20 protein-coding genes, 2 pseudogenes and 1 riboswitch are annotated in these 21575 nt (G+C 72.3%); of the genes and pseudogenes, 3 read left to right on the top strand and 19 right to left on the bottom strand.

Annotation, left to right across the window (positions count from 1 at the left end; translation table 11 throughout):
• Positions 1 to 30: 30 nt before the first annotated feature.
• The 14 genes and pseudogenes from KRR39_RS07005 to KRR39_RS06945 all read right to left on the bottom strand — a co-directional run bounded on the left by KRR39_RS07005 (position 31) and on the right by KRR39_RS06945 (position 12090).
• Complete coding sequence (locus KRR39_RS07005) at positions 31 to 1488, bottom strand: bifunctional metallophosphatase/5'-nucleotidase (RefSeq protein ID WP_254185563.1); 1458 nt, start codon at positions 1486 to 1488, stop codon at positions 31 to 33.
• Positions 1469 to 1813, bottom strand: a complete 345-nt coding sequence (locus KRR39_RS24465; RefSeq protein ID WP_254185562.1) for a hypothetical protein — start codon at positions 1811 to 1813, stop codon at positions 1469 to 1471. The genes KRR39_RS07005 and KRR39_RS24465 overlap by 20 nt, the downstream gene beginning before the upstream one ends.
• Before the next feature lie 124 nt (positions 1814 to 1937).
• Complete coding sequence (locus tag KRR39_RS07000; RefSeq protein ID WP_216941347.1) at positions 1938 to 3209, bottom strand: basic secretory family protein; 1272 nt, start codon at positions 3207 to 3209, stop codon at positions 1938 to 1940.
• A 30-nt stretch (positions 3210 to 3239) separates the two neighbouring features.
• A complete protein-coding gene (locus tag KRR39_RS06995; RefSeq protein ID WP_216941346.1) occupies positions 3240 to 3986 on the bottom strand; it encodes an SDR family NAD(P)-dependent oxidoreductase in 747 nt (248 codons plus the stop codon).
• On the bottom strand, positions 3983 to 5179 hold the full coding sequence (locus tag KRR39_RS06990; protein WP_216941345.1) for a cysteine desulfurase-like protein: 1197 nt from the start codon (positions 5177 to 5179) through the stop codon (positions 3983 to 3985). The genes KRR39_RS06995 and KRR39_RS06990 overlap by 4 nt, the downstream gene beginning before the upstream one ends.
• Positions 5180 to 5199: 20 nt before the next feature.
• Positions 5200 to 7104 carry a 1-deoxy-D-xylulose-5-phosphate synthase gene (gene dxs / locus KRR39_RS06985; protein WP_216941344.1) on the bottom strand — a complete coding sequence of 635 codons (1905 nt, stop codon included), beginning with the start codon at positions 7102 to 7104 and terminating at the stop codon, positions 5200 to 5202.
• An 82-nt stretch (positions 7105 to 7186) separates the two neighbouring features.
• On the bottom strand, positions 7187 to 7366 hold the full coding sequence (locus KRR39_RS06980) for a hypothetical protein (protein WP_216941343.1): 180 nt from the start codon (positions 7364 to 7366) through the stop codon (positions 7187 to 7189).
• A 158-nt stretch (positions 7367 to 7524) separates the two neighbouring features.
• A complete protein-coding gene (locus KRR39_RS06975) occupies positions 7525 to 8448 on the bottom strand; it encodes an SMP-30/gluconolactonase/LRE family protein (protein WP_216941342.1) in 924 nt (307 codons plus the stop codon).
• A gap of 10 nt (positions 8449 to 8458) precedes the next feature.
• Positions 8459 to 8899 carry an NUDIX domain-containing protein gene (locus KRR39_RS06970; protein ID WP_216941341.1) on the bottom strand — a complete coding sequence of 147 codons (441 nt, stop codon included), beginning with the start codon at positions 8897 to 8899 and terminating at the stop codon, positions 8459 to 8461.
• A gap of 13 nt (positions 8900 to 8912) precedes the next feature.
• A complete protein-coding gene (locus KRR39_RS06965) occupies positions 8913 to 9278 on the bottom strand; it encodes a hypothetical protein (RefSeq protein ID WP_216941340.1) in 366 nt (121 codons plus the stop codon).
• A gap of 76 nt (positions 9279 to 9354) precedes the next feature.
• Entirely contained in the window at positions 9355 to 10881 is a 1527-nt protein-coding gene (locus tag KRR39_RS06960) for an alpha/beta hydrolase (RefSeq protein ID WP_216941339.1), read from the bottom strand.
• Positions 10882 to 10978: 97 nt separating this feature from the next.
• Positions 10979 to 11350: a hypothetical protein gene (locus KRR39_RS06955; protein WP_216941338.1), complete on the bottom strand. Its 372-nt coding sequence runs from the start codon at positions 11348 to 11350 to the stop codon at positions 10979 to 10981.
• A gap of 45 nt (positions 11351 to 11395) precedes the next feature.
• Entirely contained in the window at positions 11396 to 11800 is a 405-nt protein-coding gene (locus tag KRR39_RS06950) for a secondary thiamine-phosphate synthase enzyme YjbQ (RefSeq protein ID WP_216941337.1), read from the bottom strand.
• Positions 11793 to 12090 (bottom strand): annotated as a pseudogene (locus KRR39_RS06945) (thiamine-binding protein). Before KRR39_RS06945 ends, KRR39_RS06950 begins: the two are co-directional and overlap by 8 nt.
• Before the next feature lie 131 nt (positions 12091 to 12221).
• Positions 12222 to 12373: riboswitch (cyclic di-AMP (ydaO/yuaA leader) on the top strand.
• Between the two features lie 2 nt (positions 12374 to 12375).
• Here KRR39_RS06945 and KRR39_RS06940 point away from each other — a divergent pair.
• Positions 12376 to 12720, top strand: a complete 345-nt coding sequence (locus KRR39_RS06940) for a transglycosylase family protein (protein WP_216941336.1) — start codon at positions 12376 to 12378, stop codon at positions 12718 to 12720.
• A 119-nt stretch (positions 12721 to 12839) separates the two neighbouring features.
• Here the strand turns inward: KRR39_RS06940 and KRR39_RS06935 are convergent, their stop codons facing one another.
• The 3 genes and pseudogenes from KRR39_RS06935 to KRR39_RS06925 form a co-directional block, all read right to left on the bottom strand.
• Positions 12840 to 15671 (bottom strand): aconitate hydratase, encoded by a 2832-nt coding sequence (locus tag KRR39_RS06935; RefSeq protein ID WP_216941335.1) that lies wholly within the window; start codon positions 15669 to 15671, stop codon positions 12840 to 12842.
• 97 nt (positions 15672 to 15768) lie between these two features.
• Positions 15769 to 17028, bottom strand: coding sequence for a class I SAM-dependent RNA methyltransferase (locus KRR39_RS06930; protein ID WP_216941334.1), 1260 nt, complete (start codon positions 17026 to 17028; stop codon positions 15769 to 15771).
• A pseudogene (locus tag KRR39_RS06925) lies at positions 17025 to 19090 on the bottom strand (APC family permease). The gene KRR39_RS06930 and the pseudogene KRR39_RS06925 overlap by 4 nt, the downstream one beginning before the upstream one ends.
• A 72-nt stretch (positions 19091 to 19162) precedes the next feature.
• Between KRR39_RS06925 and KRR39_RS06920 the strand changes: the two are divergent.
• A complete protein-coding gene (locus tag KRR39_RS06920; protein ID WP_216941333.1) occupies positions 19163 to 19825 on the top strand; it encodes a potassium channel family protein in 663 nt (220 codons plus the stop codon).
• Positions 19825 to 20493: a potassium channel family protein gene (locus KRR39_RS06915; protein WP_216941332.1), complete on the top strand. Its 669-nt coding sequence runs from the start codon at positions 19825 to 19827 to the stop codon at positions 20491 to 20493. Before KRR39_RS06920 ends, KRR39_RS06915 begins: the two co-directional genes overlap by 1 nt.
• Here the strand turns inward: KRR39_RS06915 and KRR39_RS06910 are convergent, their stop codons facing one another.
• Both KRR39_RS06910 and KRR39_RS06905 read right to left on the bottom strand, forming a co-directional pair.
• Positions 20494 to 21201 carry a DUF3159 domain-containing protein gene (locus tag KRR39_RS06910; RefSeq protein ID WP_254185561.1) on the bottom strand — a complete coding sequence of 236 codons (708 nt, stop codon included), beginning with the start codon at positions 21199 to 21201 and terminating at the stop codon, positions 20494 to 20496.
• Entirely contained in the window at positions 21198 to 21560 is a 363-nt protein-coding gene (locus KRR39_RS06905; RefSeq protein WP_216941331.1) for an OB-fold nucleic acid binding domain-containing protein, read from the bottom strand. Before KRR39_RS06905 ends, KRR39_RS06910 begins: the two co-directional genes overlap by 4 nt.
• Positions 21561 to 21575: the final 15 nt, after the last annotated feature.

Raw genomic sequence — 21575 nt, 5'->3', positions numbered from 1 at the left:
CAGGGTGCCCCTCCTGTGTGCTCCCTGGGGTCAGGGGGCGACGGTGATCCGGTCGGTGGCGACCGGGGTGTACGGGTCGTGCGCGGCGAGGTACCGCGAGAACGCGTCGATGTCCAGGCCGCCGAAGTACTTGTTCACGCCGCCGGTGAAGGCCGCGAAGCCGTCACCACCGTCGGACAGGAACGAGTTGGCGACCACGCGGTAGGTGCGGGCCTTGTCCAGGGCCGCACCGTTGACCTGGACCGTCTCCGGCTTGAGCGTGTAGGTCGTGCCGGACTTGGTGTAGGAGTACGTGATCCCGGAGACCTGCAGGATCTTGGGGCTCGCGGCGTTGGTGCCGGACCACTGCTGGTCGAGCAGCGACAGGATCTGCGACCCGGTCAGGTCCATCGACACGTCGTAGTTGTTGAACGGCTGCACCGAGAACGCCTGGCCGTAGGTGACCGACCCGCCGCTCGACTGCAGGTCCGCGCGGATGCCGCCCGGGTTCATGAACGCGATCTCCGGCGTCTTCCCGGCGGTCACGGCCGACGTGTCGTTCTTCTGCGCGTCCGCGATCAGGTTGCCAAGCGGGGACTCGCCGCTGTCGTCGTTGGTCCGGCTCACCGAGGTGGTGCCCCCGGCGAGGTGGCCGATGACCTTGTTCTCGATCGGGGCGACCAGCGCCTTGAAGCGGTTGATCAGCGTGGTGAGGGAGGCGGACTTGGGGACGTCGCGGGTGATCACCCGGTTGTCGGCGGTCTCCGAGGTGCGGACCACGTCACCGGTCTTCTTGCTGATCGTCATCTTGATGTTGGTGACCAGGCGGCCCAGGCTCGAGCCGCTGGTGACCAGCCGCGGGTCGTCGTTCGGGTCGAGCAGCTTGCAGTTGTAGGCCTGGTGCGTGTGGCCGGTGATCACCGCGTCGATGCGCGGGCTGAGGCCCTTGTTGATGTCGACGATCGGGCCGGAGATCCCCGGGCAGGAGTTGTACGCCGTCGGGTCGCTCGGGAAGCCGCCCTCGTGCACCAGCACGACGATCGACTTCACGCCGTTGGCGTCCATCCGCTTGGCGAGCCGGTTGGCGGTCTCCACCTCGTCGGAGAACTTCAGGCCCTCGACGCCGGACTTGGTGACGATGTTCGGGGTGTTCTCCAGCGTCATGCCGATGAAGCCGACCTTCACGCCGTCGTACTTCTCGACCTTGACCGCGGGGAACACCGTGCGCCCGGTGTCGGTACGGGTGACGTTGGCCGCGAGGTACTGGAAGTCCGCGCCGCGGAAGCTGCCGGTCGGGCAGGAGTTCTGGTTGTCCTTGCCGTTGCCGTCCGGCAGGCAGCCGCCGGTCTGCATCCGGCGCAGCTCGCGCCAGCCCTCGTCGAACTCGTGGTTGCCGACGCTCGCGATCTGCAGGCCCATCTTGTTCATCGCGGTGATCGTGGGCTCGTCGTGGAAGGCCGCCGAGAGCAGCGGCGTCGCGCCGATCAGGTCACCCGCGGCGACGGTCACGCTGTGCCGGCCGTTGGACTTCGCCAGCGCGCGGACCTTGGCGAGGTGGGTGGCGAGGTACTCCGCACCGCCCGCGGGGGGTGCCGTTGATGGTGCCCGACGAGGAGGAGGTGCTGGGCTCGAGCTGGCCGTGGAAGTCGTTGATCGCGAGGATCTGGAGCTTGACGTTCGGCTTGACCGGCTTCTTCTTGTGCGGCTTCGCGACCGCGGCGTGACCCTGGGCCAGGGCGGGAGCGGCACCGGTCGAGGCGACCAGCGCGAGGGTGGTGGCGGCGGCCACGCCGAGGGTGGCGATCAGCCGGCGGCGGGGTGGGATCTGGGGCATGGATCTCCTCGTGAGCGATGAGTCACCGAGAGTCGCTCGGCGCACGAAAACCTGGTCATTGAAACCCATAACGGTGAGAAGTGCACGACCCCCCAGGTAACGATTCGTGTACGCCGGGTGGCCGTCACGACCCCCGGGCGACGACCAGCCGGGCCGCGGCACGGGCCAGCCGGCGGGTGTCCAGGCCGAACATCGCGCCGAGCACCGCGTCGGTGTGCGCCTCGGCGTCCCCGTCGGCGAAACCCGCCGCGGACAGCCGCCGCAGGAAGCTCCAGAGCCGGCCGGTGCCGGACCGGCCGGCGAGCACCGCGCAGGCGGCCAGCGACAGGTCGTACTCGAAGGCCGGGTCGGCGTCGCCGAAGAACGTGCTGCCGGGCATCGCGTCCGCGCCCCTGCGGGCCCGGGCCACCGAGGCCGCCGAGGGCAGCCACCAGTCCGGCGAGGCCCCGCGGGTCGCGACGAAGTCGGCGAGCCCCTCCTGCACCCACGACGGCGTGCCGCCGTTGGTGCGGGCCAGCGCCACGTGGGTCAGCTCGTGGGTGAGCAGGTAGCTGCCCTGGCGCTCGGTGCGCGGCAGGTAGCGCGGGTTGATCACCACCCGGGTCGCCACCCGCCGGGTGGGCCGGCCGAGGTCGTCGTAGACCGGGAACGCGATCGCGGCGCGGTCCAGGAACCGGGTGCCCATCCCCCGCAGCAGCCGCGGGCTGGACAGCGCGTAGAACACCACCCGGCCCGGCCACCGCAGGGGCACCGCCCGTCGTACGGTGCCGACGCTCTGCTCGGTCCAGGCCATCAGCCGGTCCGCGGAGGGGGCCGAGGCGGCGTCGAAGATGCCGAGCGCGTGCGGGGTGCGGCGCACCACGATCCGGGTCAGGTCCCACGGCTTGTTCCGCGAGCCGTCCGGCTCCCGGTCGGCGACGTCGTCGTCGGACACGATGCGCCAGCGGCCGTCCACCCGGGCGAAGGTGACTCCCGTGGTGGTGACGACCGGCGCGGTGTCGAAGCCGCGCAGCTGCAGCGCCTCCTCGACGTACGGGATGTAGGCGGTCCCCCGGAACCGCCTCGCCGCGAAGCCGCCCGGCCAGGTGGTCGGGACCGCGTCGAGCTGGTAGGTCGCCAGCGGGAGCTGCACGAGGTTGGCGAACCGGCGCCGCTCCCGGGCCCGCAGCGCGTGGTTCGCGGGGTCGAGGTCGGCGATCCAGGCCCGCAGGTCGCGGTGCCGGACGGCCCGCTCGCGGCGGTGCACGATGCGCTGGGCCATCGCCTGCAGCTCGACCTCGGCCAGCTGGCTGTTGACGTGCGTGACGGACGCGGTGGGGGCCGCCGACGGCCGGGCGCGGGTCTGCGGGCCGGTGGTGCAGCCCGCCGCCAGCGCCAGCGCGACCAGCACCCCCACGGCCGTCCCCGCGCGCCTCCCGTGCCCCCCTCATCGCAGGTAGGACGCGCCGTTCACGTCGATGATCGTGCCGGTGGAGAACCGCGCCTCGGGCGAGGCGAGCCACAGCACCGCGGCCGCGACCTCCTCGGGACGCGCGACGCGGCCGGTCGGCGACTGGCCACGGACCTCGTCGCCGCGCGGCCCGTCGAGCACCTCCGCGGCCATGTCGGTCTCCACGAAGCCCGGTGCGACGGTGCCGACTGCGATGCCGTGCGGGGCGAGGGCCTGCGCCATCGACTGGCCGAACGCGTTCAGCCCGGCCTTCGACGCGCCGTAGGCCGGGCACTCCGGCTCCCCGCGGAACGCGCCCCGGCTGGACACGTTGACGACCGCCCCGCCGCCGCGGGAGACCAGGTGCGGCAGCGCGCAGAACGTCGCGTTCGCGGCCCCGGTCAGGTTGGTGGCGATCGTCTGCGACCAGAGCCGCTGCCAGTCGTCGTAGGAGGTGGTCAGCGGCGGGTGGGCCAGGAACACCCCGGCGTTGTTGACCAGCACGTCGAGCCCGCCGAGCCCCTCGGCGGCCTCGTCCACCGCCCGGCGTACGGCGTCCGCGTCGGCCAGGTCGGCCTGCACCAGCAGGTGACCGTCCCCCGGCAGGTCGGCGAGCACCTTCTCGGCGGCCCCGCGGGACTGCCCGTAGTGCACGGCCACCCGGTCGCCCTGCTCCGCGAACGCCCGGGCGACCGCCGCCCCGATGCCGCGGGACGCGCCGGTGACCAGCACCCCCCGGCTCATCGGGCGAGCTCCGCCACCCCGGCCAGCAGCCGGTCGACGTCCTCCTCGGAGGTGTACGGCGCGAGGCCGGCCCGCACGGCACCGGTGTCGCCGAGGCCCATCCAGCGAGAGGCCTCGATGGCGTAGAAGCTGCTCGCCGGCGCGTTGACGCCGCGCGCCGCGAGGCCCTCGTGCACCTCCCGGCCGGTGCGGCCCTCGACGTCGAACAGCACCGTCGGCGTACGACGGGCCGGGCGGCCGTAGCGACGGACCCCGTCGAGGGCGTCGAGGCCGGAGAGCAGCCGCTCGAAGAGCACCTCCTCGTGGGTCTCCACGCGCTGCATCGACTCCAGCACCCGGCCACGGCGGCTGTCGGCGTCACCGGGGGCCAGGTCGGCGATGAAGTCGACGGCGGCGCTCACGCCGGCGAGGAGCTCGTAGGGCAGCGTGCCGAGCTCGAACCGCTCGGGCACCGCGTCGGTGGAGGGCAGCAGCTTGTCCGGCGAGACGAGCTCGAGCAGGGTCGGGTCCGCGACCAGCGCGCCGAGGTGCGGGCCGAAGAACTTGTAGGGCGAGCAGGCGTAGAAGTCGGCGCCGAGGTCCCGGACCCCGACCGGGGCGTGCGGGGTGAGGTGCACGCCGTCGACGAACAGCAGCGCGCCGGCGGCGTGCACCGCGGCGGCGATCCCGGCGATGTCGGGACGGGTGCCGAGCAGGTTCGAGGCTCCGGTGACCGCGACCAGCCGGGTCCGCTCCGAGAGCACGCTCGCGTCGAACTGCAGCTCGCCGGTCTCGGTGTCGAAGTCGACCCAGCGGACGTTCACGCCGAGCGGGGCGGTGGCCCGCAGCCACGGCCGGACGTTCGCGTCGTGGTCGAGCCGGGTCACCACGATCTCGTCGCCGGGCTCCCAGGTCTTGGCCAGCGCCCGGGCCAGGTCGAAGGTCAGCTGGGTCATCGACCGGCCGAACACCACCCCGCCGGCGTCGCAGCCGAGCAGGTCGGCCACCGCGGCCCGGGCGCCGACCACGACGTCCTCGGCCCGGCGCTCGGAGGCGGTCACCGCGCCGCGGTTCGACAGACCCGCGGTCATCGTGGAGGCGATCGCCTCGGCGACCTGCCGGGGCACCTGCGACCCGCCGGGGCCGTCGAAGTAGGCGGTCCCGTCGGTGAGGGCCGGGAAGCTGGCGCGCACGCGCTCGACGTCGTAGTCCATGCCGCCCATTCAACAGGGGGTCACTCCACGTGGAGCAGCGACTCCCCGGCGTCGAGAGCGGTGACGTCCTCCACGATGCTGCGCGCGAGGGTCTGCGCGGTCAGCCCGATGCGCTCCAGGATCACGCCGCGCTTGGCGTGGTCGAGGAACTCCTGCGGGATGCCGTGCAGCCGCACCGGGGTCTCGATCCGGGCGGCGTTGAGGGTCTGCAGGAGCACCGAACCGCAGCCGCCGACGATGCCGTTGTCCTCGACGCTGACGACCAGCCGGTGCTCGCGGGCCAGGTCGAGCAGGGCGGGGTCGACGGGCTTGACCCACCGCGGGTCGACGACGGTGACGCCGATGCCCTGGGCGACCAGCCGCTCGGCGACCTCGACGGCGGTCACGGCCATCGAGCCGATCCCCACGATCAGCACGTCCCTGGCGCCCTTGCGGACCAGTACGTCGCAGCCACCGGCCCGGCCGACGGCCTCGACGTCCGCGCTCGGCGGACCCTTCGGGAACCGTACGACGGTCGGGGCGTCGTCGACCTGCACGGCCTCGCGGAGCAGCTCACGCAGCCGGGCGGCGTCGCGCGGCGCGGCGAGCCGCAGGCCCGGCACGACCTGCAGGATGGACATGTCCCACATGCCGTTGTGCGAGGCGCCGTCGTCGCCGGTGACGCCGGACCGGTCCAGCACGAACGTCACGCCGCACCGGTGCAGCGCGACGTCCAACAGGACCTGGTCGAAGGCCCGGTTCAGGAACGTGGCGTAGACCGCGACGACCGGGTGCAGGCCGCCCATCGCCAGGCCGGCGGCCGACGTCGTCGCGTGCTGCTCGGCGATGCCGACGTCGAAGGTGCGGGCGGGGAACCGGGCGGCGAACTTGTGCAGCCCCACCGGGTGCATCATCGCGGCGGTGATGGCGACGAGGTCCTGGCGCTCGGCGCCGATCTGGACGATCTCGTCGGCGAACACGTCGGTCCAGATCTGGCCCTTGGGGTTCTCCTCGCCGGTCTCGATGTTGAACGGGCCGGGTCCGTGGAACTGGTCGGCCTCGTGCTGCTCGGCGGGGTCGTAGCCGAAGCCCTTGCGGGTCATCACGTGCACGATCACCGGGCCGTTGAACTTCTTCGCCTGGGTGAGTGCCTGCTCGACCGCCGTACGGTCGTGGCCGTCGATGGGGCCGACGTACTTCAGGCCGAGGTCCTCGAAGAGGCCCTGCGGGGCGAGGGCGTCCTTCATGCCCTTCTTCATCGCGTGCAGCGCGTCGTAGACCGCCGGGCCGACGCCGCGGACGCCGTTGAGGCGCTTCTTGACCAGGTCGAGGACCTGCTCGTAGCGCGGGCTGGTGCGCAGGGTGGTGAGGTGGTTCGCGAGCCCGCCGACGGTCGGGGTGTAGGACCGGCCGTTGTCGTTGACCACGATCACCAGCCTGCGGTCGCTGGTCGCCCCGTCGGCGGCGATGTTGTTCAGCGCCTCCCAGGCCATCCCGCCGGTCAGCGCGCCGTCCCCGATCACCGCGGCGACGTGCCGGTCCTCGCCGCGCACGGTGTACGCCTTGGCCAGGCCGTCGGCGTAGGACAGCGAGGTGGAGGCGTGGGAGTTCTCGACGATGTCGTGGTCCGACTCGGCCTGGCTGGGGTAGCCGGACAGGCCACCCTCCTGCCGCAGCTGGTCGAAGCCCGCGGCGCGGCCGGTGACGATCTTGTGCACGTAGGACTGGTGACCGGTGTCGAAGACGATCCGGTCCCGCGGGGAGTCGAAGACCCGGTGCAGCGCCAGCGTCAGCTCCACCACGCCGAGGTTGGGGCCGAGGTGGCCCCCGGTGCGGGAGACCTTGCGGACCAGGAAGTCACGGATCTCGGCGGCCAGCTCGTCGAGCTCGGCGTCGGTGAGGTCGCGCAGGTCACGCGGGCCGGTGATCCGGTCCAGCACTCCCATGGGTGGTCCTCCTCGGTCCGCGGTACGGGTCACCGGCCAGTCTAGGTGGCCGGGGGCCGCCGTCCGCGACGGGCCGGGCCGGCTAGCCGAGGCGCTGCCGCGGGAAGAAGGTGCGGACCGGGCGGACGCCGAGCACCTCGTCGATCACGCCCTGCTCCAGGTCGCCGGGGGCCAGCTTCGCCACGACGATCAGCTCGGTCACCAGGTGGATCTCGTCGACCAGCACCTGGTCGTTCAGCTGCACGTCCAGTGCCTCGTCCATGCCCCTCCTTCGCCCACCCCCAGTCAACGGACAACCACGTCTCGGGATAGTCGTCCTAACGGTTGGTTCCCGTAGTCCGTTCGGACCATGCGTCCGCGCACGCCCCGGTCACCAGCCGGACGCACCGGGCCACCGCGTCCGCGTCCGGCGCGTCGTGCTCACCGCGGCACGTCGAGCACGGCGACCGCGGGCTCCTCCAGGCTGCCGAGCCAGACCCGGCCGTCGTGCTCGCGCACCCCGGTGGCCAGGTGGAAGCCCGACGCGTCCGCGGACAGGTCGTGCACGACCGCCCCGGTGTCGTCGAGGGCCAGCACGCGCACGGTCCGCTTCGGCCGGGGCTGGAGCCGCGCGGGCACCTTCCACGCGAGCCGGCGCACCGGCAGCGGCGCGGTCATCAGCCGCTCGACGACCGGGTCGGTGGGCGAGGCGACGCTCACCCAGACCAGTCCGTCGCTGCCGCGGCTGATGTTGTCGGGGTAGCCGGGCAGGTCGGTGGCGAGGTGGTCGGTCTGCCCCTGCCGGGCGCCGGTGAGCCAGTGGCGTACGACGGTCCGGCCGGCGGTCTCGGCGACGGCGACGTAGGACTCGTCCGCCGCGAGCGCGACCCCGTTGGCGAACCGCAGGCCGTCGAGCACCACCTCGACCGCACCGTCCGGCGACCGGCGCAGCAGCCGGCCGGACGCGGTGTTCTCCACGAGGTCGGCCTTCCACCGGTCGATGCCGTAGTGCCGCGAGGAGTCGGAGAACCAGATGTCCCCGCCCGAGTGCACCGCCGCGTTGTTGCAGAACTCCATCGGCAGCCCGCCGACGAGCGTGGTCAGCTCCTCCACGGCGCCGTCGCGCGGGTCGAGCGCGAGCAGCCCGCGCCGGGCGTCGCACACCAGCAGGCGGCCGTCCGGCAGCAGCTCCAGGCCCAGCGGGCGGCCACCGGTGTCGCCGACCCGGTCGATGCGCCGCCCGTCGGGGCGCACCCGGAAGACGGCGCCGTCGGCGGTGCCGGTGAGGACCCAGCCGTCGGCGTCCACGACGACGTCCTCGGCGCCGGGGCCGGGGACCGGGATCACGGTGAGGGAGCAGGTCATGACGGCGAGGCTAACCGGCGTGCGACGCGAGCAGGGCGGCGTACGAGTCGGAGGCCAGGAGCCGCGGCAGGAAGTGCCGGCTGGACCACGCGAGGTCGAGCGTGGGCACGTCGGCCGGGGCGACGAACACGATCTGCCGCCCCTCGCCGACCACGATGTCGGCGTCGGTGAGCCGGGTGGGCGCGACCCAGACCGTGTAGCGCCGCGGCGCCTGGCCGCCCTCGAACCGGTGCACCTCGTCGCGCCACAGGGTCAGCGTCCCAGGCGCGAGCCGGACGCCGGTCTCCTCCTCCAGCTCGCGGTAGGCGGCGGGCTCGAAGTCCTCGCCCTCCTCGACGTGCCCGCCGACCATGCCCCACTGGTCGGGCGCGATGGGCGCGTGCTCGTCGCGCTCCTGGAGCAGCAGGCGGCCCTGCGGGTCGACGAGGACCACCACGGCGAGTCTGATCACGGCACCCACCCTCTCACCCGAGGGGCTCCCGTCCCCGGTGCGGCTGGTGCCTCGGGACGCTCAGACCATCGCGTCGGAGCTGAACGCCCGTGGCGTCACCACCGCGAGGGGGTCGAGCTCCACGGTCGCCGGCGGCGGCCCGTCCATGGGGATCCCGGCCCGGGCCATCGCCAGGGGGGAACACGTCCTGGTTGAACGCGTCCAGCTGCTCCTTGGACTCCCACACCTCGGTCAGGTCGAACCCCTGGTCGGTCCTGAGCGCCAGGTGCAGGATCAGGCCCTCGCCGCCGCCCTTCTCGCCGATCACGTCGGCGACCGCCTGGTGCAGCGCCAGGTAGGTCTCGGCCGGGGCCGGGACGTGCATGGTGTAGCCGTACATCGCACAACCTCCTTCAGTTCCTTCGGTTCCTTCGGTTCTTGCGTTCCTCGGGCCCTTCGGCCCGGCCGCCCGCAGGTCAGGTGCAGACCCGGTCGGCAGCAGCCTGCGGGCGGACCAGGTAGGCCTCCATGGCGGAACGCGCGCAGGCGGACGTGAAGTACGACGTGTGCCCGTCGCCGTCACGGGTGAGCAGGTCGCTCCCCCGGATCTGGCCCGCGAGCCCGAGCGCCCAGCTGTAGGCCGTCGACGGGTCGTGCGTGGCGTTGACGACCAGCGCGGGGACACCGCGGACGTCGAGCCGGCGCAGCGGGTTGGCCGCCCGGACCGGCCATCCGATGCACCGCAGCACGTCCCACTGCTCGGAGGCGCCCTGCAGGTGCGGCGCGAGCCCGCGGCCCAGCCGCAGCCGTTGCTGCATCTGCGCCCACGTGTGGACCTCCGAGACGTAGTCCATGCAGCCGACCGCCAGGCGCTCGGCCAGGGCCGCGGCGGCCCGGGGTGGCGGCAGCGCGAACATCGACGCATCACCCGTGACGGCGGCGGCGATCCCCCGCGACAGTCCCGCCCACGACCGGTCCGGGCCGAACAGGGTCGGCTCCTTGAACAGCAGGCCGCCCGGCGTCTGCATCCGGATGTCCTCGCCCGTGACGGGGCGCAGCGCTCCGCGCACCGGGAGGGGGTGCCGGTCCGCGCCGGCCACCAGCGCGTCGTACACCGCTCCCACGTCCTGGCCCTTCAGCGCACAGGTGTCCGCCGTGGCGCACCAGGCGGCGAAGCGGTCGAAGGAGTCCTCGGCGGTCAGGACCTCCGTGGAGAGCATGCCCACCTCTGACCCGCTGTGCTCGAGCGCGCCGTCGAGCACCATCGCCCGGGTGCGGTGCGGGAACAGCGCGGCGTAGTTGGCCGCGACCTGCGTGCCGTAGGAGATCCCCAGCCAGCTCACCCGCCGCGCGCCGAGCGCCCGTCGCAGCGCCTCGTGGTCGCGGGCGACGCTGATCGTGTCCACGTGCCCGAGCAGCGGGCCGGACCGCCGCAGGCAGCTCCGGCCCAGCCGCGCCCCGTAGTCGTGCAGCCTCCTGAACTCCTGCGCGGTGCGGGGGAAGAGCGTGACGCGGGCGGGAAACACCGGCAGGCCGCACCGGATCGGGGTGCTGGCGCCGACCCCGCGAGGGTCCATGGCGACCAGGTCGAACCGGGCGAGCAGCGCGGGCGAGAAGACCTGTGCGGCCCGGACGACGTACTGGACGCCGCCGTCGCCGGGACCGCCCGGGTTGAAGAACAACGTCCCCACCCGGAGCCGCGGCCGGTCGGCCGGCCGCCGGGCCACGGCGAGGCCGATCGTGTCGCCCCGGGGCGCCGCCCAGTCCAGCGGGACCCGGAGCCGGCCGCACTGCACCTGGTGGTTGCCCGGGCAGGGTCGCCAGGAGATGTGCCGGGCCGGCGGGGCTGCCTGGCGCGCCGGTGCCCCGGCGCCGGCCCCGGTCGCGGCGGAGGTGACACCGGTGGCGGCGAGGAGCACGGCGCACCCGGCGGCCAGTGCACCGCGGGCCGGACCTGGACGCCTCCTGGTGGGGCCTGAGCGGGCGATCGTCTCTGTGGGCACGAGGAGCCCCTCCGTCCGGGGCAGCACCCGGACGGTGCCACCGTCCCCTGCCACGCTTCCTCCGGCGTCCCGTCCGGGCAATAGCGAGATCGGGCCCTCAGAGCCGGGCCACGAACCGCTTCCCGGCCAGCGCCTCCTCGACCAGGCCGACGGCCCGCCGCTCGCCGAGCAGCCGGGCCGACTCGGCGTGCCAGGTCTCGATCGCGGCCTCGATGGTGTCCTGGTCGGTCACGTCCCGCAGCACCCCCCGGGCCTCGCTGAGCCCGCGCCGCGCGGCCGCCTGGCAGGCCTCGACGTGCAGCACCGCGAACCGGGCCAGCACCACGTCGTGGCGGCGCAGCACGGGGTACCCGCGGAACTCGGGCGGGCAGATGTCGAGCAGCCACGAGACCGCGGACTGCTCCCAGCCGGGGGCTCCGGGCGGGCGTACGGCGCGGGGCCATCCGGGTGGGGCGACGAGCTGGTCCATGGTCCCGAGCATACCCGAGGATCGAACACCTGTTCGACTGTCGGGTCAGCCGGGGAGGAACGACAGCCGCACCGACCGCTCGGGGTTGTCGACGTTGAGGTCGACCAGGCAGATGCTCTGCCAGGTCCCGAGCGCGAGCCGGCCGGCCAGCACCGGGACCGAGGCGTACGGCGGCACGAGGGCCGGCATCACGTGGGAGCGGCCGTGCCCCGGCGAGCCGTGCCGGTGCCGCCAGCGGTCGTCGGCGGGCAGCAGGTCGTCGAGGGCCGCGAGCAGGTCGTCGTCGCTGCCGGCGCCGGTCTCCAGGATCGCGATCCCGGCGGTGGCGTGCGGCACGAACACGTGCAGCAGCCCGTCCCGCTCGCCGGAGACGAACGCCGCGCAGTCCCCGGTCAGGTCGTGCACGACGTCGCGGGAGCCGGTGCGGACCTCGAGCGTCTCGCTACGCAAGGTGCTGCTCGATCCGCTCGACCTTGGCGGCCAGCTGGCCGTCGTACCCCGGGCGGATGTCGGCCTTGAGCACCAGGCCGATCCGCGGGGACGACGCCGCGACGACGTCGACGGCCTGCTTGACCACCGCCATCACCTCGTCCCACTCCCCCTCGATGTTGGTGAACATGGCGTTCGTCTCACACGGGAGGCCGGAGGCGCGGATCACCCGCACCGCCTCGGCGACGGCCCCGCTGACGCCCCCCGGTGTCGTCGGCTCCGGACGGGCTGATGCTGATGGCAACGATCATGCCTCCACCCTTGCACGGGCCCGGTGGCCTAGGCCGCCTGGTTTGGGAAAGGCGGACCTGCCAACACTAGGTGCAGCCCCGACCACTCCGGGGCCGGACGCCGCCGCCTTCGCCGAGTCCTGCCCGCGGCCGGTCGTCCCCCACTCGAACCATGTGGGCAGGAGCGGGAGACCCACGCTCGACGGCACCCACCCGGGTGCCTCGGGGTGAAGCCGGTCACGACCGGCAGGGCACGACCTTCGCCCTAACCCGACAGCTAATTCCGCAGGCGTGGAGAGGTCCTTCATGCGCTCACGCACGTCTCGCTTCGCCCTGCCCGCCCTCGCCCTCACCGCCACCGCGCTGCTCCAGCCGGTGCTGGCCTCCGCTCCCGCGGACGCGGCCGGACGCCCCTGGGACCGGCTCGCCCAGTGCGAGTCCGGCGGCCGCTGGCACGTCGCCACCGGCAACGGCTACTACGGCGGTCTCCAGTTCAGCGCCGGCACCTGGCGCGCCTTCGGCGGCCAGCGGTACGCCTCCATGGCCCACCGCGCCAGCCGCACCGAGCAGATCCAGGTCGCCGAGCGGGTGCTCGGGGCGCAGGGCTGGGGCGCCTGGCCGTCCTGCTCCCGCCAGATCGGCCTGCGCTGACCGGTCCAGCCGCCTGACGCCGAAGACCCCCTCGCGCCGACAGGCACGAGGGGGTCCGGCGACCCGTCACTCCTGCAGGTAGACACGCCGTGTCCTGCTGCAGGAGTGACGGGTCGGCGTCAGGCCTTGAGCAGGTTGCGCAGCACGTACTGCATGATCCCGCCGTGGCGGTAGTAGTCCGCCTCACCGGGGGTGTCGATCCGCACCACGGCGTCGAACTCGACGCCGTCGGCGCTCACGTGCACCGTCTTCGGGATGGTGCCGTCGTTGAGCGCGGTGACGCCGGTGAAGGAGAACGTCTCCTCGCCGGTGAGCCCCAGGGACTCCGCGCTCTGGCCGGCGGGGTACTGCAGCGGCAGCACGCCCATGCCGATCAGGTTGGAGCGGTGGATCCGCTCGTAGGACTCGGCGATGACCGCCTTGACCCCGAGCAGCGCCGTGCCCTTGGCCGCCCAGTCGCGCGACGAGCCGGAGCCGTACTCCTTGCCAGCCAGGATGACCAGCGGGGTGCCCGCGGCGAGGTACTTCTCCGAGGCCTCGAAGATCGTCGTGACCGGCTTGTCCTCGGCGGTCAGGTCGACGGTGAAGCCGCCCTCGGTGCCGGGGGCGAGCTGGTTGCGCAGCCGGATGTTCGCGAAGGTGCCGCGGATCATCACCTCGTGGTTGCCGCGACGTGACCCGTAGGAGTTGAAGTCCCGGTTGGAGACGCCGTGCTCCGCGAGGTACTTGCCGGCCGGCGAGTCCTTCTTGATCGCGCCCGCGGGCGAGATGTGGTCGGTGGTGACCGAGTCGCCGAGCTTGGCGAGCACCCGGGCGCCCTCGATGTCGACGACCGGGCCGGGCTCCTCCGGCATCCCGTCGAAGTACGGCGGCTTGCGGACGTACGTCGACTCGCTGTCCCAGGCGAAGGTGTCGCCCGAGGGCGTCTCGAGGTTCTGCCACCGCTCGTCACCGGCGAACACGTCGGCGTAGTCGTCGGTGAACATGTCCGAGGTGATCGCGTGCGCGATGACCTCCTCGACCTCGGCGGCCGTCGGCCAGATGTCCTTCATGAACACGTCGTTGCCGTCGGTGTCCTGGCCGAGCGGGTCGGCGTACAGGTCGAGGTCCATCGACCCGGCGAGCGCGTAGGCGACGACGAGCGGCGGCGACGCGAGGTAGTTCATCTTCACGTCCGGGTTGATCCGGCCCTCGAAGTTCCGGTTGCCGGACAGCACCGAGACGACCGAGAGGTCGTTGTCGTTGACCGCCTGGCTGACCTCGGGGATGAGCGGACCGGAGTTGCCGATGCAGGTGGTGCAGCCGTAGCCGACCAGGTTGAAGCCGAGCTTGTCGAGGTACGGCGTGAGGCCGGCGCGCTCGTAGTAGTCGGAGACCACCTTGGACCCGGGGGCCAGCGTGGTCTTCACCCAGGGCTTGGTGGTCAGGCCCTTCTCGACGGCCTTCTTGGCGACCAGGGCGGCACCGATCATCACCGACGGGTTCGAGGTGTTCGTGCACGAGGTGATCGCGGCGATCGCGACGGCGCCGTGGTCGAGCTCGAACTTCCTGCCGTCCGCGAGGGTCACCAGCGCCGGGTTGCTCGGCCGGCCGCCGTCGCTCGGGGCGGCGGAGACGTAGTCGTGCGGCGCCTCGGAGCCGTTGCCCTCGTGCGACGGGGCGTCGGAGGCCGGGAAGCTCTCGGCCACCGTCTCGTCGTACCCGTCCTGGTCGCCGGAGGTGTCGACGTAGTCCGCCAGCGCGCCACGGAAGGACGTCTTGGCCTCCGAGAGCGAGACCCGGTCCTGCGGGCGCTTCGGGCCGGCCAGCGACGGCACCACGGTCGCGAGGTCCAGCTCGAGCTTCTCGGAGAACCGCGGCTCGGCGGTCGGGTCGTGCCAGAGGCCCTGCTCCTTGGCGTAGGCCTCGACGAGCTTGAGCTGCTCCTCGGAGCGGCCGGTGAGCTCGAGGTACTTGGTGGTCTCCTCGTCGATCGGGAAGACCGCGATGGTCGAGCCGAACTCCGGGGACATGTTGCCGATCGTGGCGCGGTTGGCCAGCGGCAGCGCGGAGACGCCGGGGCCGTAGAACTCGACGAACTTGCCGACGACGCCGTGCTTGCGCAGCATCTCGGTGATCGTCAGCACCAGGTCGGTGGCCGTCGCGCCCTCGGGCAGGTCGCCGTTCAGCTTGAAGCCGACCACGCGCGGGATCAGCATCGACACGGGCTGGCCGAGCATGGCGGCCTCGGCCTCGATGCCGCCGACGCCCCAGCCGACGACGCCGATGCCGTTGACCATGGTGGTGTGCGAGTCGGTGCCGACGCAGGTGTCCGGGTAGGCGACCGTGGTTCCGTCACCGCTGTCGCGGGTGAACACCGTGCGCGCGAGGTGCTCGATGTTGACCTGGTGGACGATGCCGGTGCCGGGCGGGACGACCTTAAAGTCGTCGAACGCGCCCTGGCCCCAGCGCAGGAACTGGTAGCGCTCCTTGTTGCGCTCGTACTCGATCTCGACGTTGCGCTCGAAGGCCGCAGGCGTGCCGAAGACGTCGGCGATCACGGAGTGGTCGATGACCATCTCGGCGGGTGCCAACGGGTTGATCCGGGTCGCGTCACCACCGAGCTCGGACATCGCCTCGCGCATGGTGGCGAGGTCGACGACGCACGGGACACCGGTGAAGTCCTGCATGATCACCCGGGCCGGGGTGAACTGGATCTCCTTGCTGGGCTCGGCGTCGGCGTCCCAGCCGGCCAGCGCCAGGATGTCGTCGGCGGTGATGTTCGCGCCGTCCTCGGTGCGGAGCAGGTTCTCCAGCAGCACCTTCAGGCTGTACGGCAGCGAGTCGACGGCACCCTCGGGGAGTCCCTCCCCCGCGACCGCGTCCAGCCGGTAGATCTCGTAGGACTTCCCGTCCACGTCCAGCGTGCCCTTGGCACCAAAGCTGTCCTGACTGCTGCCGGCCTTCGACATCGGCCATCTCCTCGTGAGGTCTGGGTTGCTCGTGCGGTCCCATCTTGCCGCCGGGGTCGTACCCACGGAACAGCAGGACCATCAATGTCTCTTGACGTCAAGATACACGATGCGCGCGGACCAGCACCGCGACGCACTCGACGTGGTGCGTCATCGGGAACAGGTCGAACGCCCGCAGCGACCGCAGCGTGTAGCCCTGCTCGGCGAAGAACGCCACGTCGCGGGCCAGCGCGGCCGGGTCGCAGGCGACGTACGCCACGGCGCGGGGAGCGAGCGCGGCGATCGCCGCCACCACCTCCCGCTTCGCGCCGGTGCGCGGCGGGTCGAGCACGACCAGGTCGCGCAGCCCGGTGACGTCCTCGGCCAGCGCCCGGTCCACCCGGTCCCGGACCAGCGAGACCTGGTGGAGGTCGCGGAGGTTCTCCTGCGCGTCCGCCACCGCGACCTCGTCGGACTCCACCGCCACCACGTGGCCGGTCAGCCCGACCCGCTCCGCGAGCGCCGCCGTGAACAGCCCCACCCCGGAGTAGAGGTCGACCGCGCGCTCCCCCGGCTGCGGGTCGAGCCCGTCCAGGACGGCGGCCACGAGCGCGTCGGCGGCACCGGGGTGCACCTGCCAGAAGCCCGATCCGGTGACCTGCCAGGTGCGGCCGGCGGCCTCCTCGGTGAGCACCAGCGGCCCGTCGGCGTACGTCGCCCCGTCCCGCGCCGTGACCAGCCGGAGCTGCTGGCCGGTCGAGGAGACGATCGACTCCACGGCCGCCGCGTCGGTCCACTCGGTGCCCGTCACCTCGGGCAGCCCAGGGTGCGCGATGCGGCAGTCGTCGACCTCGACCACCTCGTGGGAGCGGTGCTTGCGCAGCCCGGGGTCGCCGTCGCGGGTGACCGCCCACTGCACCCGGGTCCGCCAGTCCAGCCCGTCCTCCGGGTGGTCGCGCGTGTCGAGAGCCTCCACCGTCACCTCGACGTCGAGGCCGGCGAGCCGCTGCAGCTGCTCGGCGACCACGGCGGCCTTCAGGGCACGCTGGGCCGGGACCGCGACGTGCTGGAAGTCGCAGCCGCCGCAGGCGTCCGGACCGGAGAACGGGCAGGGCGGGGTGACCCGGTCCGGGGAGGCCTCGAGCACCTGCACGGCGTCGGCGCGCAGGAAGCGGTCGCCCTCCTGCCCCTCGGTGACCTCGACGACGACCCGCTCGCCGGGCAGCGCGTGCCGGACGAAGACGACGACGCCCTCGTGCCGGGCGACGACGAACCCGCCGTGCGCGATCCGCTCGGGGCGGACGTCGTACCGCTCCCCGACCAGGGACCGGCCACGGACCTTCTTCGGACGCGGGCGGTGCCGGTTGCCGGTGCTCAACTCATGTCCTCGCGGTGGTCCGTGGGGGGTGTGGGTGGCTTGCGCAGCGTCTCGCCCCGGCGCACGTCGCCGGCGCGGACCTGGTTGAGCGCCCGCTCGGCGCGCTGCTTGGCGAGCACCGAGGAGTGCAGCTGGTAGGGCACCGACGTCACCATCACGCCGGGCATGAACAGCAGCCGGCCCTTCAGGCGGAGCGCGGTCTGGTTGTGCAGCACCTGCTCCCACCAGCGGCCGACGACGTACTCCGGGATGTAGACCGCGACCACGCCGCGGGGGTTGGCGTCGCGGATGCTGCGGACGTACTCCACGACCGGGCGGATGATCTCGCGGTACGGCGAGTACAGCACCTTCAGCGGTACGTCGATCCCCCCGCTCGTCCCACTCCTCGAGCATCCGGGCCGTGGAGGCCGCGTCGGCGTCGACGAGCACCGCCTCGAGGACGTTGGGCCGGCTCGCCTTGGCGTAGGCCAGCGCCCGCATCGTCGGCTTGTGCACCTTGGAGACCAGCACAATGGCGTGCACCCGCGTGGGCAGCACCTGGTCGTCGGCCTCCACGGTGAGCTCGCGGCCGACGTTGTCGTAGTGCCGGCGGATGCTCTGCATCAGCATGAAGAAGGTGCCCATCGCCAGGATCGCGATCCAGGCGCCGGCGAGGAACTTGGTGACCAGCACGATCACGAACACGACCGCGGTCATCGCGAGGCCGAAGCTGTTGATCAGCCGCGAGCGCTGCATCCGCCGGCGGACCGCCGGGTCCGTCTCGGCCTTCAGGTGCCGGGTCCAGTGCCGGATCATCCCGAGCTGGCTGAGGTTGAACGACACGAACACGCCGACGATGTAGAGCTGGATCAGCCGGGTGACCTCGGCGTCGAAGGCGACGATCAGCGCGATCGCCATGAAGGCCAGGATCAGGATGCCGTTGCTGTAGGCGAGCCGGTCGCCGCGGGAGCCGAGCTGCCGGGGCAGGTAGCCGTCCTTGGCCAGGATCGAGGCGAGGACCGGGAAGCCGTTGAAGGCGGTGTTCGCGGCCAGCACCAGGATGATGCCGGTCATCGCGATCACGAAGTAGAAGCCGGGCGTGAAGTTGTCGAACACCGAGCGGGCGATCTGGGCGATCACGGTGTGCTGGTCGTAGCCGGCCGGCAGCGGGTCGCCCGACGCGGTGCGCAGCCGGTCCAGGTCGTTGGGGTCGACGTACTTCAGACCCATCTTGCGGGCCAGCAGGATGATGCTGATCAGCATGGTGACCGCGATCGTGCCGAGCAGCAGCAGCGTGGTGGCGGCGTTCTTGCTCTTCGGCTTGCGGAACGCCGGGACGCCGTTGGAGATCGCCTCGACGCCGGTCAGCGCGGCACAGCCCGAGGAGAACGCGCGGGCCAGCAGGAAGATCAGCGCGACGGTGGTGATCTGGCCCTCGTAGCCGGGCGCCTTGATCAGCGTGAAGCTGGCGCTCTCGACGTCGGGCAGCGTGCCGGTCACGGCGCGGTAGAGCCCCCAGAGGGACATCCCCATGATGCCGACCATGGAAGCCGTAGGTCGGGATGGCGAAGAACGTGCCGGACTCCCGGACGCCGCGCAGGTTCAGGGCGGCCAGGACCAGCACCAGGATGCTGGCCCAGAACGCCTCGTGCCCGGAGACGAAGCCGATCGCCGAGGCGGCGTTCTGGATGCCCGAGGAGATCGACACCGCGACGGTCAGCACGTAGTCGACGAGCAGCGCGCTGGCGACCGTGACACCCGCGGTCGGGCCGAGGTTCACCGTGGCGACCTCGTAGTCACCGCCGCCGCTGGGGTAGGCGTGCACGTTCTGCCGGTAGGACGTGACCACGGTCAGCATCACGATGGCCACCAGGATCGCGATCTTCCACGACCAGGCGTAGGCCGTGACGCCGGCGACCGACAGCATGATGAAGACCTCGTCCGGCGCGTAGGCGACCGACGAGAGGGCGTCGCTGGCGAACACCGGCAGCGCGATGCGCTTGGACAGCAAGGTCTCGCCGAGCTGCGTGCTGCGCAGCTTGCGGCCCAGCAAGATGCGTTTCGAGACGTCGCCAACTCCCACGAGGGGAAAGGCTAGGCCATGCCCGGGGCGATGCACGCACGGCGGCCGCGCGGCACGTGTAGCGTCTCCCCCGTGCATGTCGTGATCATGGGATGTGGCCGGGTCGGCTCGGCGCTGGCCCGCTCCCTCGAGGACCGCAACCACACCGTGTCCGTGATCGACAGCAACCCCGACGCGTTCCGTCGGCTGGGGCCGTCCTTCAGCGGGACCAAGGTGACCGGGATCGGCTTCGACCAGGGTGTGCTCGAGCGCGCCGGGGTCGAGAAGGCCGACGCGTTCGCCGCGGTGTCCAGCGGTGACAACTCCAACATCATCGCGGCGCGGGTCGCCCGCGAGACGTTCGGGATCCAGCAGGTCGTCGCCCGGATCTACGACCCGGGCCGTGCCGAGGTCTACCAGCGGCTCGGCATCACCACCGTCGCGACCGTGAAGTGGACCGCCGACCAGGTGCTCCGGCGGCTGCTGCCCGCGGGGGCCGAGCCCGACTTCCGCGACCCGTCCGGCACCATCCGGGTGGACCACGTCCCGGTCACCGAGACCTGGATCGGTCAGCGCACCGTGAAGTTCCAGTTCGAGTCGGGCAGCCGGATCGCCTGGATCGACCGGCTCGGCGAGGGCATGATCCCGACCCGCGAGACGGTGATCCAGGAGGGCGACCTGCTCCACCTGGTGATGCGCGAGGAGAACGCCGAGCACGTCTACGAGGTCTTCACCAACGGTCCGGAGGACGATTGATGCGCGTCGCCATCGCAGGAGCGGGTGCCGTCGGCCGCTCGGTGGCCCGGGAGCTGATCGGCAACGGCCACCGGGTGCTGCTCATCGACAAGGACCCGGCCGCCCTCAAGCCCGAGCGCGTCCCGGACGCCGAGTGGCTGCTGGCCGACTCCTGCGAGCTGTCCTCCCTGGAGGAGGCCCGGCTCGAGGCGTGCGACGTGGTGATCGCGGCGACCGGGGACGACAAGGTCAACCTGGTCACCTCGCTGCTCGCGAAGACCGAGTTCGCGGTGCCGCGCACCGTCGCCCGGGTGAACCACCCCAACAACGAGTGGCTGTTCAGCGAGGCCTGGGGTGTCGACGTGAACGTCTCGACCCCGCGGATCATGTCCGCGCTGGTGGAGGAGGCGGTCACCATCGGTGACATCGTCCGGCTCTTCACGTTCCGCCAGGGCAACGCCAACCTCGTCGAGATGACGCTGCCGGAGGACTCCCCGTACGTCGGCAAGCCGGTCGGGCTGATCCCGTGGCCGGAGAACACCTCGCTGGTCACGATCCTGCGCGACGGACAGGTCTACACCCCGGCGGGCGAGCAGCCCATCGAGTCCGGCGACGAGCTGCTGTTCGTGAGCTCGCCGGAGGGCGAGTCCGAGCTGCAGGACCTGCTCTCCCCCAGCACGGGCGAGTAGTCAGGCGGTCTCGGGCTCCGGCTCGACGGGCGTGGCGTTGCGGGCCAGCAGCCAGGCCATCCCGGCCAGCGCGGCGATCTGCAGCGGCCAGCCCATCGCGATCTTGCTGACCCCGAGCGCCGCCACCATCGGTCCGGCGTCCTCGGCGGCCTTGCCGGCGAGGTAGAGCGGCAGCTGGACGAGCACCCGCACCACGCACGGCAGCGCCAGCATCAGGGTGAGGTTCCGGCACAGCCGGACCACCTGGGAGTCGCGGTGCCACTCGGTGGGGTCGCCGGCGACGCTGCCGACCATGAAGCCGACCAGCGGCCAGCGCACGAGCGTGCTGGTCACCATCAGCACCGCGTAGCCGGCGTTGTAGATCATCCCGGGCAGGAAGTAGGCGAGCGCCTGGTCGTTGGCGTCGCCGCCGCCCTTCGCGGCCCGCCAGGCGAACAGCGCGCCGATGCCGATCCCGACCAGGCTGTTCAGCACGAACTGGACGGTCGAGCGGTGCAGCAGCCGCACGACCAGCAGGGCGACCGCGACCGCGACGCTGACGGCGACGGCGAGCCGGAGGTCCTTGGTGGAGACGAACAGGACGGTGAACGCCAGCGTGGGTACGGCGGCTTCGAGCATGCCGCGCCGTCCCCCGAGCGCCTTGGACAGCTGGGCGCGGACGACCTGCTCGACGGTCGCGGCCCCGACCGGGGTCCGGGTCTCGGTCACCGCAGCTCGTAGCGGGGGTTGAACATCACCCGCAGCTTGTCCTGCACGCCGATCCGGCCGATCACCTTGATCTGCCGTCCGGGCTCGATGCCGGCGATCCGTCGACGGCCCAGCCAGACCAGCGTGATCAGCGCGGACCCGTCGTACAGCTCGGCCTCCAGCGCCGGGACCCCGCCGCGCGGGCGGAGGGTCACCGTGCGGAGGCTGCCCTGCAGCTCCACGCGCTGGCGGTCGCTCGCGTCCGCGATCGGGCAGCAGCCCGCCTTGACCGCGCCCTCCTTGAGCTCACGCGCCTCCATGTCGGCACTGCTGGCCCACTTGCTCAGGCTCTTGCGCAGGCGACCCGTCACTTCTCCCATGTCTCCAATGTAACC

The sequence above is a fragment of the Nocardioides panacis genome (assembly GCF_019039255.1).
Classification (GTDB): domain Bacteria; phylum Actinomycetota; class Actinomycetes; order Propionibacteriales; family Nocardioidaceae; genus Nocardioides_B; species Nocardioides_B panacis.
Note: the sequence above shows the minus strand (reverse complement) of the source record. Positions and strands in the feature narration are given on the sequence as shown.